We start from the raw sequence: 15,516 nt of genomic DNA, 5'->3' as shown, positions 1-15,516 counted from the left end.
CTCCGGCATTCTCGAAAAAGGCAACACCGGCTGGGGCTATCTGGAAGTGCTTGCTGTCTCCATTCCCGCCAGTTTCTTAGGCATCATGTGCACCGCCGTTTTCTTCATGCTCTGGGACAAGGCACGCGGCACCGATGTGCTCTCCAACGTGCCGGAATATCAGCGCCGCCTCGAACAAGGATTGGTCAAACAACCTGCGGGTGGCTATCAGGAACGGCCGCTCAAGCCCGGTGCCAAGCGCTCCGTGCTTATCTTCCTCATCGGACTGGTGGCCGTACTCGCCTACGCCATCCTCATCAGCCCCAAACTCGGTCTGGTGGAAAAACCGGCGATGGACGGCGGACAGGTGCGAATCGCCACCATGCTCACCGTCGCCCTGCTCATTCTGGTGCTATGCAAGGCGGACGTCCACGCCCTGCCCGCTTCCTCCATCTTCCGCACCGGCATGACCGCCTGTGTCTGTATTCTCGGCGTGGCCTGGCTCGGCACGACCTTTATGGACAACCACCAGGAATGGATCAAGCACGTGGCCGGCGATTCGCTCGCCAACGCGCCGTGGCTGCTGGCCGGTGTACTGATTGTCGCCTCGGCACTCCTCTATTCGCAGGCCGCCACCGCCAAAGCGCTGCTGCCCACCGCGCTGGCCATCGGCATTGCGCCGTCTGCGGTCGTGGCCTGTTTCCCGGCGGTATCCGCGCTCTACATCCTGGCCCACCCCCCCCCCCCACGCCCCCGGGTGGTTTTGGCCCGGCCCCCCGCACTGGGGGCGGGCCACCACCACGCCGGGCGGTGCTGGTGATGGCGGCAGGTGACGGCCAGGGGCCGGGACCGGGCGGACGGGCGCTTCACGATAGGTTGTGCACGTGCTTCTCACCGTCGCCGTCATCGGCCCCGCCCACGCGCTGCGGGGCGAGGTCCGCCTCGAGATCCGCACCGACAACCCCCGGGGCAGGCTGGCGCCGGGCACGGTCCTGCCCGCCGAGCCCGCCACCGGCCCCGCCGCGGCGGGCAGCCTGACGGTCGAGAGCCTGCGCTTCGACGGCTCACGCTGGTTCGCCGTCTTCGCCGAGGCCGGGGACCGCAACGCCGCCGAGGCCCTGCGGGGGGTGCGTCTCCTGGTCGACACCGACCAGGCCGCCGACGAGGAGGACGCGTGGTACGCCCACGAGCTCGTGGGCCTGCGCGCCGTGCACGTCGATGGTGCCGAGCTCGGTGAGGTCGTCGACGTCGAGCCGGGTGTGGCGCAAGACAGGCTCGTCGTGCGTACCGGCGAGGGCCAGAAGGTCGCCGTGCCCTTCGTCTCCGCGCTTGTCCCACGGGTCGACCCCGAGGCGGGCGTCGTGGCCATCGACCCGCCGGGAGGTCTCTTCCCAGGCCTGGGCCGCGCCGAGGAGGCGCGTTGATGAACCCGCTCAGGCTCGACGTCATCACGATCTTCCCCGACTACCTGCGCGTCCTGGACCTGTCCCTCATCGGCAGGGCGGCGGCCGAGGGCCTCATCGACCTGGAGGTCCACGACCTGCGCGACTGGACCCACGACCGCCACCGCACCGTCGACGACACGCCGCTGGGAGGCGGCCCGGGCATGGTCATGCGGCCCGACGTGTGGGGCCGGGCCCTCGACGAGGTCCTCGGCCGCGCCGAGGACGGCCGAGCCGTGGCGGCCCCGGGACGGAGGCGACGCCAGGTGCTCGTCGTGCCGACCCCCGCCGGGGAGGTCTTCACCCAGCGGACCGCCGAGGACCTGGCCGGCGCCGACCACATCGTGCTGGCATGCGGCCGCTACGAGGGCATCGACGCCCGGGTGGCCGAGCACTACGGCCGGGCGGGCTTCGAGGTGCGCGAGCTGTCCATCGGCGACTACGTCCTCAACGGCGGGGAGGCCGCCGCACTCGTCATCATCGAGGCAGTGGCCCGCCTCATCCCCGGTGTCCTGGGCAACCCGGGCTCGGTGGTCGAGGAGTCCCACTCCCGGGCCGGGCTCCTCGAGCACCCGGTCTACACCCGGCCGGTGTCCTGGCGGGGCCTGGGCCCCGAGCCGGTGCTCCTGGGTGGGGACCACGGCCGTGTGGCCCGTACCCGCCGCGACCAGGCCCTGCGCCGCACCGCCCGGCGCCGCCCCGACATGATCGAGCGCCTCGACCCCCAGGACCTCGACCCCGCCGACCGGGCGGTCCTGGCGGGCCTGGGCTGGGCGGTCCCGCAGGAGGCCGACCACCCCGTCCCCCTGCGGCTACGGGAGGCGACCGAGGCCGACCTGCCCGCCCTGGCCGAGCTGGCCGCTCGCACCTTCCCCGACGCCTGCCCGCCCGCGATGTCCCGGGCCGACATCGCCGAGCACGTGCGCACCCGGCTGTCGCAGGCCTCCTTCGCCCAGTGGGTCGCCGACCCGCGGGCGGTGCTAGTCGTCGCCGAGCTGGCCCCGGGTGCGGGCGAGCCACCCGGCCTCGTCGGCTACAGCCTGGTCCTGCTCGAGCCCTCCGACGGCGCCGGCCCCCCGGGCCTGGACCCGCGCCCGCCAGGGCTTGTCGCCCCGCCAGGGCCGACAGGCGGTGACGGCCTGTCGGCCGAGTTGTCGAAGGCCTACGTCGACGCCTCCCTGCGCGGCTCGGGTGTCGCCGGGGCGCTGCTCGAACGGGCGGTGCGCGACGCCGCGGAGCGGGGCGTCACCCTCCTGTGGCTGGGGACCCACGAACGCAACCGGCGCGCCCAGAAGGCCTACCGGCGCACCGGCTTCGCCCGCAGCGGCTCGCGCACCTACCAGGTGGGCTTCGCCCGCTGCGACGACGTCGTCATGTCGGTCAACCCCCAAGAGCGCGGCGAGCACCATGGGCGCCGGATGAGCGAAGGAGGCACGCACCGATGAGCGCTGAGCCGGGTGCCTCCGGACAGGGCCCCCGCCCCGCACCGGCAGGTGTCGGCCGCCGCCGCAGCCCTCTGGCCGAGCGGGGGGTGGAGCTCGTGCGCCGTGTCGGAGCGCTTGTGGCCGTCGTGCTCGTCGTGGCCCTCGTGCGCTCCTTCGTGTTCCAGATGTACGTCATCCCCTCGGGCTCCATGGAGGACACCCTCATGGAGGGCGACCGGATCGTCGTCACCCTCTACGACATCGACTCGCTCCAGCGAGGAGACGTCATCGTGTTCACCGACCCCTCCGACTGGCTCGGGGAGGTCCCCGAGCCCACCGGGGTGCGCGGAGCCCTCCAGGACCTGCTCGTGGCCATCCGCGTCCTGCCCCAGGACCCGGGCCACCACCTGGTCAAACGGGTCATCGGCATGCCCGGCGACCGCGTCGTCGCCGACGGGCAGGGATCCTTGACAGTCAACGGGGTGGAGGTCATCGAGCCCTACCTCAAACCGGGCAGGTCGGCCTCCGACATCGCCTTCGACATCACGGTCCCCGAGGGCTACCTGTGGGTCATGGGCGACAATCGCTCCAACTCCGCCGACTCCCGGCTCCACCAGGCCGACGCCCACGGCGGTTTCGTCCCCCAGGACCACGTCGTCGGCGTGGCCCGCCGACTCATCTGGCCGCTGAGCCGCTGGTCCGCCCTGGACGGCGGGACCGCGGCCTTCGCCGCCGTCCCCGAGCCCGAGACCGTGCCGACGGCCCAACCCACCCCGACGCCGGTGCCCTGACCACTGCGCCCCGGCCCGAATCGGGCCCGCTGGGGCGCGTGAGGTCGGGCACGTCCTGAGCGGCGCCCTCGTCGCCCCGACCGGGCCTGTGGCACACTGGGCGCGCCCCGGGACTCGGGGGGACTCTGCCACTGGGGAGGCCCCCCACCGAGCAGGACCCGCGGGCAGGTCTTCCCGGCGCCGCAGCGTCGGCCCCAAGGGGCCTGCGCGAGGCGCCGCCTAGCAAGCGCCCGCTGACCAGTGGCAGGGGTGTGGAGAGAATGATGAACCTGATCGACGAGATCAACGCCGCCTCACTGCGCGACGACATCCCCCGCTTCCGTCCCGGCGACACCCTCAAGGTGCACGTCAAGGTCGTCGAGGGCAGCCGCTCGCGCATCCAGGTCTTCCAGGGGATCGTCATCGCCCGCCAGGGCAGCGGCGTCTCAGAGACCTTCACCGTCCGCAAGATCTCCCTGGGCGTCGGCGTCGAGCGCACCTTCCCGCTGCACACCCCCTCGATCGACAAGATCGAGGTCGTCACCCGCGGTGACGTGCGTCGCGCCAAGCTGTACTACCTGCGCAACCTGCGCGGCAAGGCCGCCAAGATCAAGGAGCGTCGGGAGGACTGAGCGCCATGGCGCTCCCCTCGTCTCCGTCGCGGTGACGCCCGGGCCCGGCCGGGCCCGGGCGTCACCACATCATCGCGCCCCCGACGGGGCCTCCTTTTCACACACGTCCCGAGAGGGGAACGGTGACCTCACCGCTGGACCAGACCGCCGGCGACCTCCATCCGTCCGACCCTGCGGCCTCCTCCCCAACGCTCCCCGGGCCGGCGACTCCCGGCGTGCCCTCGGCCTGCGAGGCGGTTGACGACCCCGGCGAGGCCACCACCTCCTCGACCTCCTCCTCCGCTACGGCCGGAGCCGAGGGCGGCCTGCCGCCGTCCTTCCCACCGACCCGCCGGCCCGAGCCACTGCCGGTGCCGGGCTCCGCGCCGCCCCGGCCGGCGCGCAGGCGCGACTCGCCCCTGCTCGTGGTCCTGGTCGTGCTCGTGCTCACCGCCCTGCTCAAGACCTTCGTCCTCCAGACCTTCGCGATCCCCTCGGCCTCGATGGAGCCCACCCTGGTGACGGGGGACCGGGTGCTCGTCACCGTCTACGACACCGGGCAGGTCGAGCGCGGTGACATCGTCGTGTTCACCGACCCGGGCGGCTGGCTCGAGGTCGAGGAGCCCACCGGGTTGCGCGGCTCGGTCCAGGACACCCTTGAGCTGCTGCGCCTCCTGCCCCAGGACACCGGGCACCACCTCATCAAGCGGGTGATCGGGCTGCCGGGCGACCGCATCGTGTCCACCGGTGAGGGACGGATCACGGTCAACGGCGTCGCGATCGACGAGACCTACCTCAGCCAGGGCGTCTCCCCCTTCGACGTCGCCTTCGAGGTCACCGTCCCCGAGGACTGCGTGTGGGTCATGGGCGACAACCGCGCCAACTCCATGGACTCACGCTTCCACCGCGAGGACGCCCACGGCGGGGCCGTCCCCCTCGACGACGTCGTCGGTGTGGCCAAGGCGGTCCTGTGGCCCGTGGGGCGCGTCGGGCTCCTCGAGGACCCCGACAGCGTCTTCGCCCAGGTCCCGGCCCTCACGACACAGCCGTGAGCCCGACCATCCTGCCCGACCGCGCCGCCGAGCGGAGGCTCCTGAGAACCCACGCACTGGTCGGGGGCATGGACGAGGTCGGGCGCGGTTCCCTGGCCGGTCCGGTCACCGTGGGGCTCGTCGTCGTCTCGGCGGCCACCCCCGACCTCCTGCCCGCGGGCCTGGCCGATTCCAAGCAGCTGAGCCCCGGTCGGCGCCGGGCCCTGGTCGAGCCCTGCCGCGACTGGGCGACCGATCACGCCGTCGGCCACGCCGGCGCCGCGGAGATCGACGAGCTGGGCATCATGGGGGCCCTGCGTCTGGCCGGGAGGCGAGCCCTGGCCCAGGTCGCCGCCCGTGGGCACCTGCCCGGGGCCCTCATCCTGGACGGTCCCGTCGACTGGCTCGGCCCAGCGGGCGCAGGCAGCCCACCGGACAGCCCGGAGACGTCCGTGGCCGCCACCGGGGCGGGCCAGGGGCCGGTCGTGCACACGCAGGTCGGCGCCGACGCCCGGTGCGCCGTCGTCGCAGCCGCCTCCGTCCTGGCCAAGGTCGAGCGGGACGAGCTCATGGCGGCGCTGCCGGACCCCGGCTACGGCTGGGCCGCCAACAAGGGCTACGCCTCTGCGGCGCACACCGAGGCGCTCCGACATCTGGGCCCCAGCGAGCAGCACCGCCGCTCCTGGCGCCTGCCCGGCCTGACCGACCGGTAGGCCGGAGGGCCGGGACCGGGGAGGACCGCCGCCGCTGCCGGCCCCGTTCGGCCCCGACGACGCGCCCCGCCACCTGCAGTGCGCTCCCAGGCGCGCCGTGCATGATGGCCCGGTGAGCGTTGAAGACCTTGAGGCCTACGAGAACGACCTGGAGCTCGACCTGTACCGGGAGTACCGGGACGTCGTGTCGCTGTTCTCCTACGTCGTGGAGACCGAGCGCCGGTTCTACCTGGCCAACGCGGTGGACGTCCAGGTGCGCACCAACGGGGGCGAGGTCTTCTTCGAGCTGACCCTGGAGGACGCCTGGGTGTGGGACGTCTACCGCGCCAGCCGTTTCGTCAAGTCCGTCCACGTCGTCACCTTCAAGGACGTCAACGTCGAGGAGCTGAGCAAGCCCGAGATCGAGGTCCCCTCCTGACCGGCTCCCACGTCGTTGGGGCCGGGCGCGGCCCGTAGCCCTCCGGGCCACGACGGCGACCCCCGGGCCCGTCAGCCAGTGCTGAGATGCCGCGAGAGCGTTGAAGCATACTTGAAGTGCTCCACAGGTATGTTTCGTGCAGGGGTCGTTCACAGGGCTCGATCGGGCTGATGGCTCCGCCGCTGCGTGCGGCCGACCCTGGTCATGGAGGTGAACCCCATGACACAGACACCATCGGAGGCTGAGCCCACGCCGCCCACCGCGCGCGAGACCGGGACCCGCGGGGAGGACATTGCGACGCGCTACCTGGTCGACCGGGGCTGGCTCATCCTGGAGCGCAACTGGCGGCCCGGCCACGGGCTGCGCGGCGAGCTCGACATCATCGCCCTCGACCCCGAGCCCGACCCCGAGGGCCCCGACAGCCCTGAGGGCACCGAGCACTCCCAGGGCTCTGACGGTGACGACAGTCCCGCCGGCCGGCCGCGACGGCCACGGCTGGTCGTCGTCGAAGTCAAGACCCGCACGAGCCTGAGGGCCGGGGCCCCGGCGGAGGCCGTCGACGCACTCAAGCTCTCCCGGCTGCGCGCCCTGGCCGGCGCCTGGGTCGCCGGCAACCGGGTCGAGCACGAAGGGCTGCGCATCGACGTCGTCTCGGTCCTGCTGCGCACCGACGCGCCCGCCGTCCTGCGCCACCACCGAGGGGTGGGGGCGTGATGGCGCTGGCACGCACCCTGGCCATCACCCTGACCGGGCTCGACGGGCACCTGGTCGACGTTGAGGCCCACTGCGCCCAGGGGCTGCCCGGCTTCACCCTGGTGGGACTGCCCGACACCGCCGTGCGGGAGTCGCGCGAGCGGGTGCGCGCGGCTCTGGGCAGCTGCGGGGTCACGTGGGGGGAGCACCGGCTCACCGTCAACCTCTCCCCGGCCGACCTGCCCAAGACCGGCACCGGAGTCGACCTGGCGCTCGCGCTGGCCGTGCTCGGCGCCCGCGGCAAGCTGCCGCGCCGAGCGGTCGAGCACATGGCGCGCACCGTCCACCTCGGCGAGCTCGGGCTGGACGGCTCGGTCCACTCCGTGCGCGGCATCCTGCCCTCGGTGCGCGCCGCGGTCGCCGCCGGGGTCGAGGAGGTCGTCGTGGCCCGTGCGGCCGCGCATGAGGCGGGCCTCGTGCGCGGCGCCCGAGTCACCGCGGTCAGTCACCTGGGGGAGATCGTCGAGCGCTACGGCGGACGCCTGCCCTCCTCGGCCGCGGAGCTGCTTGAGCGCGCCCGCAGCCGCGACCCCCAGCCGCGTCCCGAGCCTGCGGCGGGCGGCCGCCGGCCCGACCTCGCCGAGGTCGTCGGCCAGCCCCGGGCGCGTCACGCCCTGGAGGTGGCGGCCGCCGGCGGGCACCACCTCCTTCTCGTCGGCCCGCCGGGAGCGGGCAAGACGATGCTCGCTGAGCGCCTGCCCTCGATCCTTCCTCCCCTGGAGGCCGACGATGCCGTCACCGTCACCTCCCTGCACTCCCTGGCGGGCACCTTCAGCCCCGACGCCGGGCTGCTCACCTCGCCGCCCCTGCGCGCGCCCCACCACACGGCCACCCGCGCCGCGGTCATCGGCGGGGGGTCGGGGACGCCACGGCCCGGGGACGTGTCCCTGGCCCACCGCGGCGTGCTCTTCCTCGACGAGGCTCCGGAGTTCCCCGGCGGCGTGCTCGACTGCCTGCGCCAGCCCCTGGAGTCCGGGGAGGTGAGTATCGACCGGGCGGCCGGCCGGGCCACCTATCCCGCAGCATTCCAGCTCGTGCTGGCCGCCAACCCCTGCCCGTGCGGGCGCGGGGGCGGCCGCGGTCTGGCGTGCACCTGCACCTCCCTGCAGCGCCGCCGCTATTTCTCCCGCCTGTCCGGGCCCCTGCTCGACCGCGTCGACATCCAGATCGAGGTCGAGGCGGTCACCGCCCGTGACCTCAAGACGGTGGGGACCGGCGAGTCCAGCGAGGTCGTCGCCCAGCGGGTGGCCCAGGCCCGCGAGCGCGCAGCCCGCAGGCTCGCCGACACCCCGTGGCGGCTCATGGGCCAGGTGCCGGGGTCCTGGCTGCGCTCGGCCGCCTCGGGAACCGACCCCGATCTGCTCGCCCCGCTCATGGCGGCCCTGGACCGCGGCGACCTCACCCTGCGCGGCGTCGACCGGGTGCTGCGGGTGGCCTGGACGCTGGCGGACCTGTCGTCCCGGCCCGCACCCGGTTCCGCCGAGCTCGGGGCCGCTTTGTCCCTACGCACACGAGGAGCCCGACCATGACCACACTCCCGGCACCCGAGACGCAGTTGCACCCAGCCCGGCAGACACGCCCGGCAGCGGCCCGCCTGCCCTACGACATTGACGACGAGGCCCTGGCCCGGGCCACCTGGTCCCGCCTGGCCGAGCCCACCGACGCCGCGGCCGGCCTGCTCGTGGCCTCCCTGGGCGCAGGTGGTGCCCTGCACTGGCTGCTGACCGAGGCCCTCGACGACCAGGGGGATCTCCGCGCAGCCCCACGGCCCCCGGTGCCGGCCTCGGGCGACCCGATGCGGGCGCGGGCCGCCTGGGCCCGCGCCGCGGGACGGTGGGCCCCCCGCCTGTCGGGCTTGGACATCCGCCGCGAGCTCGAGGTCCTGGAGTCCCTCGGTGGAAGCCTCGTGCTGCCCTGGGACCCCTGGTGGCCGGCGGGTCTGGAGGCGCTGGAGCACCCTCCCCACTGCCTGTGGGTGCGGGGGGACCCGGCGCTCCTGGTCCCCCGGCCGGCCGAGGGCGCCTGGCCGGATCCCGAGGACAGGGCCGGGTGTCCGGCGGACACCGCGGGCACGGGGCCGTCCCGTGGGGGCGGGGCCCGTGGGCGCGAGGACCTCATGCCCACCGGGCCCGGAACCGGACGGGCGCTGGCGGTGGTCGGTGCCCGTGCCTCAAGCGCCTACGGCGAGCAGGTCGCCGCTGACATGGCCTGCGCCCTGACCGCCGACGGGGTGCTCGTCGTTTCCGGGGGAGCCTTCGGCATCGACGCGGCCGCGCACCGTGGCGCGCTCCAAGCCGGACCGACCCTGACTGTTGCAGCCGGAGGGGTGGACCGGCTCTACCCGACGGGCAACACCGAGCTGCTTGAGGCCGTCCTGGCCACCGGCGCCCTCCTTGCCGAGGTCCCGCCGGGCTGCCAGCCCGGCCGCCACCGCTTCCTCACCCGAAACCGGCTCATCGCGGCCCTGGCCGACGCCACGGTCGTGGTCGAGGCCGCCTGGCGCTCGGGGGCCCTGTCCACCGCCCGGCACGCCCAGGAGCTGGGCCGGCCCCTGGGTGCGGTGCCGGGGCCGGTCAACAACATGGGCTCGGTGGGCTGTCACCGACTGCTGCGCGCCGGGGCGGTGTGCGTCACCGACGCCCAGGAGGCCCTCGAGCTCGTCCTTCCCGTGGGTGCCACCGACCCCGAGGGTGACAAGGCCGCCGACCCCGCCCACGCCGGGACAGGCCTGCTCGACGGGCTCGACGGCGACGCCTCCCGGGTCATGGACGCCCTGCCGGCACGCGGCTGGGCCCACCCGACCACGCTGGCGCGCAGCGCGGGGCTGTCGGAGGGCGAGACCGAGGCGGCACTCGGTCTGCTCGAGCTCGCCGGGCGGGTCGAGGGCGACGGCGCCCGTTGGCGCCGGCGTCGACAGTAAGGGCCGGCCCACGGGTCCTGCCCGCCCGTCCCCGGGGCTGGCCGCCCACCGGGTGCCGGTGGTGGCCCGCCGCCATAACGCGGGGGCGCCCGGGTGCGTTGCGGGCGGGCCCGGCGCAGCGGGAGCCCCGGGTTGCTCGTCTACCCTGGGGCCATGTCCGTTGCCGAGGAACCCGGTACCCGCGGCGAGCTCGTCGACGCCTGGGGCCGGTACCTGGGTCTCCAGCGGGGCATGTCCGCCCACACGGTGAGGGCCTACTGCGGTGACCTTGAGGACCTGCTGTCCTTCGCGGGGGTCGGTGACCAGCCCAACTCTCCGGTGGGCACCGCGCTCGGCACCCTTGACCTGGCCGTCTTGCGGGCGTGGCTGGCCGAGCAGGCCGGTCGGGGCCGGGGCCGGGCGACGCTCGCCCGGCGCGCGGCCGCGGCCCGGGCCTTCAGCACCTGGGCCCACCGTGCGGGGCTGCTCGCCGAGCATCCCGCTGCGCGCCTGCGCTCCCCGCGCGCCGACAACCGCCTCCCGGCGGTGCTCACCGCCGAGCAGGCCGCCCGCCTCCTGGCGGCGGCGGGCCGGCGCGTCGAGGAGGCGGCGGCCTCGCCCGACAAGACTGCCCACGCCCTGGCGGCGCGGGACCTGGCGGTGCTCGAGCTGCTCTACGCCACAGGGGTGCGGGTCTCCGAACTGTGCGGCCTGGACTTGGGCGACCTCGACGCCTCCCGCCGGACGCTGACCGTCCTGGGCAAGGGGGACAAGGAGCGCACCGTGCCCTACGGGGCTCCCGCCGCCCGGGCCGTGCAGGGCTGGCTCGAGGCGCGCGGGACCCTGGCCGCCCCGCGCGCCGGGGCGGCCCTGTTCGTCGGCGCCCGGGGCGGCCGCCTCGACCCGCGTGCGGCGCGCGAGGTGGTGCACCGCGCTGCGCTCGGCTCGGCGGTGCCGGACCTCGGCCCCCACGGTCTGCGCCACAGCGCCGCGACCCACGTCCTGGACGGGGGAGCGGACCTGCGCAGCGTCCAGGAGCTGCTCGGGCACGCCTCCCTGGCCACGACCCAGCGCTACACCCACGTGTCGGCCGACCGCCTCCGGGCCGCCTACGCCCAGGCCTTTCCCCGCGCCTGACCACCCCTCTCCCGCCGAGATCGGGACATATGACACCTCGAGATCGGTACATATGGCACGCAGGGGCGCAGGTCCGCCGGTCGGGGTCAGGTCCCTGGTCCTGGTGTGGGCCGCAACCGTCACCGTGGAACACCATCGGCGGTCGTCAGGCGACTACGGTGGGGAACAAGCCGCGTGACTCGGCTGCTGCTCGTCGTCGGACGAGCAGTGGGACCGGGTGCGCGCCCCGGCGCTCCTGGGCACAGCCACCGGCCCGGAGGGCATGCTCCCCGTGTCCGAGGAGGCTCCCGCGGAGGGCCACCGTGAGCATGCTGCGCTCGTGCATGCTCCCCGTGTCTGAGGAGGCTCCGCTGGCCGACGACGACGAGGACCGCCCCCTCGCGCTCGACCTCAACGAACCGGGCGAGCGCGTCAAGGCCACCCAGCCCCACGCCGCCCCCGATCCCCGGCCCGCCACCTCGCACCCGCCCCAGATGATCGATTCCAAGGGCAGAGGACCTCAGTCCAGGGCCGACGACGTGAGTCCGGGGCTGAGGCAGTCACAGCGGAGCTTTGCGGTGATTCCAGGGCAGACGCCCCCGGAATCACCGCAGATCCCCGGACTCACCTACCGAGCCCCGGAATCACTGAGTCATTCTCACCAGGGGGTGAGGGTCGGGGTTCGGGATTGTTGGGGTGGTACGGGAAGGTGTGTGTTGTAGGCGGGTGCAGGCGGGGCCGTCGGTCCCCATGGGTTGGGCGTTGGGAAAAGTCCGCGCGGGAGTCCTGTCGCGCCACTCTTGACGTGCTGGCCACTGTCCCCGGCGCCGTCTCGCCGGCCGGCCCCATCGTCGCCTCCACCAGCCGCTCACCGACCGCACACAACCGCCGCCCCCCCTTGGAATCAGTCATCCGGGACGCTTCCCCGCCCGGCCGTGCCATATCTACCGATCTCGAGGTGTCATATGTCCCGATCTCGGCGCCGCGCTGTCTCGCATGTACTTCCTGGGCCTGCTGGACCCGCCCGGGCGCGCGGAGGTCGTCGCCCACATCGACCATCGGATGGGGGCCGAGCTCGCCCGTCTCGAGGAGCTCGGGCGCGAGATCGACGGCGGCGAGGTCCCCGAGGACCTCGCCGATGTCGCCCACTTCCAGCGCCTGGCCCTGGAGTGGGGGATCGCCTCGCACCGCCACGCCCGCGCATGGATGGGCGACCACCTCGCCCCCTCCGCGCCCTCGCACGGAGGCTGACGGATGACCGGCGGGGCATCCCATGCCAGACGCCCTCAGCCCCTGTTCACCGGGTTGAGCCGAATGACGGCGGGGGTGAGCAGCCGCAGGGGGTTGACATAGCTCTTCGGTCCGGTGCGCGCCCCCCAGTGGAGGGCGTCAACGCCGTCGGCGCGGTGGCCGGACAGCAGCGTGCCGATGACCTGCCCGGCGACCACCGGGTCCCCTGTCGCAACGACCGGCTCGACCGGCTCATAGGTGGTACGGATGGAGTCGGCGTGGTCGATTGAGACAACCGGGCGACCGGCGACCATCCCGGCGAAGGCAACGGTGCCTGCCCCTGCCGCCCGGACCGGAGACCCCGCGGCCAGGGCCAGGTCCACCCCGCGGTGACCGGAGCCCCAGACCACCGCCGGAGGGTCGAAGGGTTCCAGCACCCGCGCCGGCCCGCCGGTGGGCCAGGAGTAGGAGGCCTTCGGTGCGTGCTGTGAGGTGCTCGCTTCCCAGGTCGCGCGCCCCCGGCCCTCCGTCCCACCGGCCCACCCGGGCTCGGCGCCCGCCACCGGCGCCAGAAGCAGGGCGGCGCCGGCCACCCACACCCCCAGACGACAGCGACGCCGTACGGCGGCGCCCGTGCTCGCGCCCCCGGGCCTGCCAGGGCTCGGGCCGCCCGCCCCCGCGTCCGCCACTGTGCCTGTTGCTGTGCCCGCCACGGTGCCCGTTGCTGTGCCCGTCAGCCGGCTTGTCTCCGTGTCCGTCTTGCGCCTCATGCGGCCACAGTGGCGCCCCGGCGGCGCCGGCCGCACCCGGGGCAGGCGAGCCCTGTGGACGACCGGTGCACGAACCGCGCCTGTGGAGCACCTCGAGGCGGTCCTGCCGCGGCCGGGCGCCGCGTGGGTGACAGGAATGACATCCGAGATTCGCTCTCGCGCCCGTCAAACCGCCGAAAACCCGGAGGCGCTGTGATAGCGTCGCGCATGCAGTTGCCTGCCTTCCGTCTCCGTCCGGGTGAACCCGCCGGGGATGGGATGCATGCGGCTGACTTCGCGTGCTCGCACCCGTGCCCCGTCCACCGGGGAGGGGATCGTCCTTTCGGGCGTCGCGACCGAGGTCCCGCACCGTCCAGGCGGAGCGGGTGGTCGCGCGTCGCGGGCACCAGGCCCCATCCGCGCCGGCCCCCGGCGCGGAGCCGCGGCCCGCCCAGCCGGGTCCAACGGTCAACGGGGAAGAACCAATCACACACAGGGGCGCCGCCGGGGCACCGGTGGAACGCCGCCCCACGACTCACCGCTCGTTCGGCAACCTCCGGGCGCGCACGAAAGGACCGTCATGGCGATCGTGACCATGCGTCAGCTCCTCGACTCCGGTGTCCACTTCGGCCACCAGACCCGCCGCTGGAACCCGAAGATGAAGCGATTCATCCTCACTGAGCGCAACGGCATCTACGTCATCGACCTGCAGCAGACCGTCGACGGCATCAACACCGCCTACGACTTCGTCAAGGAGACCGTCGCCCGCGGGGGCAACATCCTGTTCGTCGGGACCAAGAAGCAGGCCCAGGCCGCCGTGGCCGAGCAGGCCCAGCGCGTCGGCATGCCCTATGTCAACCAGCGCTGGCTGGGCGGCATGCTCACCAACTTCTCCACCGTGCGCGCCCGCCTGGAGCGCATGAAGGAGCTCGAGCAGATCGACTTCGACGACGTGGCCGGCTCCGGCCGCACGAAGAAGGAGCTGCTCATGATGCGCCGCGAGAAGGACAAGCTCGTCAAGACCCTCGGCGGCATCCGGGACATGTCCAAGCTGCCGGCCGCGATCTGGGTGGTCGACACCAAGAAGGAGCACCTGGCGATCTCCGAGGCCCAGAAGCTGGGCATCCCCGTCGTGGCCATCCTCGACACCAACTGCGACCCCGACGAGGTCACCTACGGCGTGCCGGGCAACGACGACGCCATCCGCGCCGTGACCCTGCTCACCCGGGTCGTGGCGGACGCTGCTGCCGAGGGCCTCGTGTCGCGCTCGGCCGGCCGCGTGCGCACCGGCCAGGAGGCCGAGATCGCCCCCGTCGACGCCGAGCCCCTGCCCGAGTGGGAGGCCCAGCTGCTGGCCGGGGCCGAGGAGGTCACCGCCCCCGCCGAGGCCGCGCCGACCGCTGACGGCGAGGCCGTCGCCGAGGCAGTCGTCGAGCCCGCCGGGCAGGCCTGAGCAGCGCATCCGATCAGTCACCACCAACAGGAAGCACCTATGGCGAATTACACCACTGCTGACATCAAGGCTCTGCGCGAGAAGACCGGCGCGGGCATGCTCGACGTCAAGAAGGCCCTCGACGAGGCGGCCGGCGACGTCGACAAGGCCATCGAGATCATCCGGGTCAAGGGCCTCAAGGGCATCGCCAAGCGCGAGGGCCGTGCGGCATCCGCGGGCCTCATCGCCGCCCGGGTCGTCGAAGCCGAGGGCGGCCAGACCGGCGTGCTCGTCGAGATCAACGCCGAGACCGACTTCGTGGCCAAGAACGAGAAGTTCCTCGCCTTTGCCGACACGGTCCTGAGCGCAGCCATCGACTCCGGCGCCCAGAGCGCCGAGGAGCTGGCCGAGGTCGAGGTCGACGGCTCCACCGTCAAGGACCTCACCGACGGGATGCAGGCCGTCATCGGCGAGAAGATCGTCGTGCGCCGCCTGGGCCGTCTGTCGGCACCCAAGGTCGAGCTCTACCTGCACCGCACCAACCCCGACCTGCCCGCGCAGGTGGGCGTGCTCGTGGGCACCGACGACAAGGCCGCCGAGGTCGCGCACGACGTGGCCATGCACGTCGCCGCCTACTCCCCGGCCTATGCCACCCGCGAGGAGGTGCCCGCCGAGGTCGTCGACAAGGAGCGCGCCATCGCCGAGGAGACCACCCGCGCCGAGGGCAAGCCCGAGAAGGCCATCCCCAAGATCGTCGAGGGCCGCCTGGGCGGCTTCTTCAAGGAGAACGTGCTGGTCGAGCAGGCCTTCGCCAAGGACCCCAAGACGACGGTCGGCAAGGTCGTCGAGGCCACGGGCGGCGAGCTGACCGGCTTCGTCCGCTTCCGCGTCGGCGCCTGACCGGGGCGCTTTGCGCCGCCGATCACCGTCCGGACCCCCGCGAGCCCAC

The 15,516-nt window shown here is 73.6% G+C and carries 16 protein-coding genes; 15 read left to right on the top strand and 1 reads right to left on the bottom strand.

The genetic code is table 11. The annotated features are described in order from the left end of the window. From Q4C85_RS09365 to Q4C85_RS09305, 13 genes are all read left to right on the top strand, one after another. Positions 1-799 (top strand): anaerobic C4-dicarboxylate transporter family protein (locus Q4C85_RS09365; protein WP_303141526.1); only part of this gene is annotated, 799 nt, incomplete at its 5' end. Between the two features lie 64 nt (positions 800-863). Then, positions 864-1,403, top strand: a complete 540-nt coding sequence (gene rimM, locus Q4C85_RS09360) for a ribosome maturation factor RimM (RefSeq protein ID WP_303141524.1) — start codon at positions 864-866, stop codon at positions 1,401-1,403. Next, positions 1,403-2,866: a tRNA (guanosine(37)-N1)-methyltransferase TrmD gene (gene trmD / locus Q4C85_RS09355; protein ID WP_303141523.1), complete on the top strand. Its 1,464-nt coding sequence runs from the start codon at positions 1,403-1,405 to the stop codon at positions 2,864-2,866. The genes rimM and trmD overlap by 1 nt, the downstream gene beginning before the upstream one ends. Then, positions 2,863-3,636 (top strand): signal peptidase I, encoded by a 774-nt coding sequence (lepB, locus tag Q4C85_RS09350; RefSeq protein WP_303141522.1) that lies wholly within the window; start codon positions 2,863-2,865, stop codon positions 3,634-3,636. Before trmD ends, lepB (Q4C85_RS09350) begins: the two co-directional genes overlap by 4 nt. 263 nt (positions 3,637-3,899) lie before the next feature. Then, the gene (gene rplS, locus Q4C85_RS09345) at positions 3,900-4,247 is read left to right on the top strand and encodes a 50S ribosomal protein L19 (protein WP_303141532.1); all 348 of its coding nucleotides are present in this window, start codon (positions 3,900-3,902) and stop codon (positions 4,245-4,247) included. Between the two features lie 122 nt (positions 4,248-4,369). Next, the gene (gene lepB / locus Q4C85_RS09340; protein ID WP_303141521.1) at positions 4,370-5,278 is read left to right on the top strand and encodes a signal peptidase I; all 909 of its coding nucleotides are present in this window, start codon (positions 4,370-4,372) and stop codon (positions 5,276-5,278) included. Further along, on the top strand, positions 5,275-5,970 hold the full coding sequence (locus Q4C85_RS09335) for a ribonuclease HII (RefSeq protein WP_303141519.1): 696 nt from the start codon (positions 5,275-5,277) through the stop codon (positions 5,968-5,970). The genes lepB (Q4C85_RS09340) and Q4C85_RS09335 overlap by 4 nt, the downstream gene beginning before the upstream one ends. A 112-nt stretch (positions 5,971-6,082) precedes the next feature. Beyond that, positions 6,083-6,388, top strand: coding sequence for a DUF2469 domain-containing protein (locus Q4C85_RS09330; RefSeq protein WP_303141518.1), 306 nt, complete (start codon positions 6,083-6,085; stop codon positions 6,386-6,388). A gap of 219 nt (positions 6,389-6,607) precedes the next feature. Next, positions 6,608-7,102, top strand: coding sequence for a YraN family protein (locus Q4C85_RS09325; RefSeq protein ID WP_303141517.1), 495 nt, complete (start codon positions 6,608-6,610; stop codon positions 7,100-7,102). After that, positions 7,102-8,670 carry a YifB family Mg chelatase-like AAA ATPase gene (locus tag Q4C85_RS09320; RefSeq protein ID WP_303141516.1) on the top strand — a complete coding sequence of 523 codons (1,569 nt, stop codon included), beginning with the start codon at positions 7,102-7,104 and terminating at the stop codon, positions 8,668-8,670. Before Q4C85_RS09325 ends, Q4C85_RS09320 begins: the two co-directional genes overlap by 1 nt. Beyond that, positions 8,667-10,061: a DNA-processing protein DprA gene (locus Q4C85_RS09315; protein ID WP_303141514.1), complete on the top strand. Its 1,395-nt coding sequence runs from the start codon at positions 8,667-8,669 to the stop codon at positions 10,059-10,061. Before Q4C85_RS09320 ends, Q4C85_RS09315 begins: the two co-directional genes overlap by 4 nt. A 153-nt stretch (positions 10,062-10,214) precedes the next feature. Beyond that, a complete protein-coding gene (locus Q4C85_RS09310; protein ID WP_303141513.1) occupies positions 10,215-11,177 on the top strand; it encodes a tyrosine recombinase XerC in 963 nt (320 codons plus the stop codon). Positions 11,178-12,152: 975 nt separating this feature from the next. Continuing rightward, positions 12,153-12,407 carry a hypothetical protein gene (locus Q4C85_RS09305; protein ID WP_303141511.1) on the top strand — a complete coding sequence of 85 codons (255 nt, stop codon included), beginning with the start codon at positions 12,153-12,155 and terminating at the stop codon, positions 12,405-12,407. Between the two features lie 35 nt (positions 12,408-12,442). Here the strand turns inward: Q4C85_RS09305 and Q4C85_RS09300 are convergent, their stop codons facing one another. Continuing rightward, a complete protein-coding gene (locus tag Q4C85_RS09300; RefSeq protein ID WP_303141510.1) occupies positions 12,443-13,156 on the bottom strand; it encodes a M23 family metallopeptidase in 714 nt (237 codons plus the stop codon). Positions 13,157-13,715: 559 nt separating this feature from the next. Here Q4C85_RS09300 and rpsB point away from each other — a divergent pair. After that, a complete protein-coding gene (gene rpsB / locus Q4C85_RS09295; RefSeq protein ID WP_303141509.1) occupies positions 13,716-14,588 on the top strand; it encodes a 30S ribosomal protein S2 in 873 nt (290 codons plus the stop codon). Between the two features lie 39 nt (positions 14,589-14,627). After that, positions 14,628-15,467 (top strand): translation elongation factor Ts, encoded by an 840-nt coding sequence (tsf, locus tag Q4C85_RS09290; protein ID WP_303141508.1) that lies wholly within the window; start codon positions 14,628-14,630, stop codon positions 15,465-15,467. Positions 15,468-15,516: the final 49 nt, after the last annotated feature.

It is taken from the genome of Actinomyces sp., from assembly GCF_030524025.1.
Classification (GTDB): Bacteria; Actinomycetota; Actinomycetes; order Actinomycetales; family Actinomycetaceae; genus Actinomyces.
This window is presented reverse-complemented; position numbering and strand designations above follow the sequence as displayed.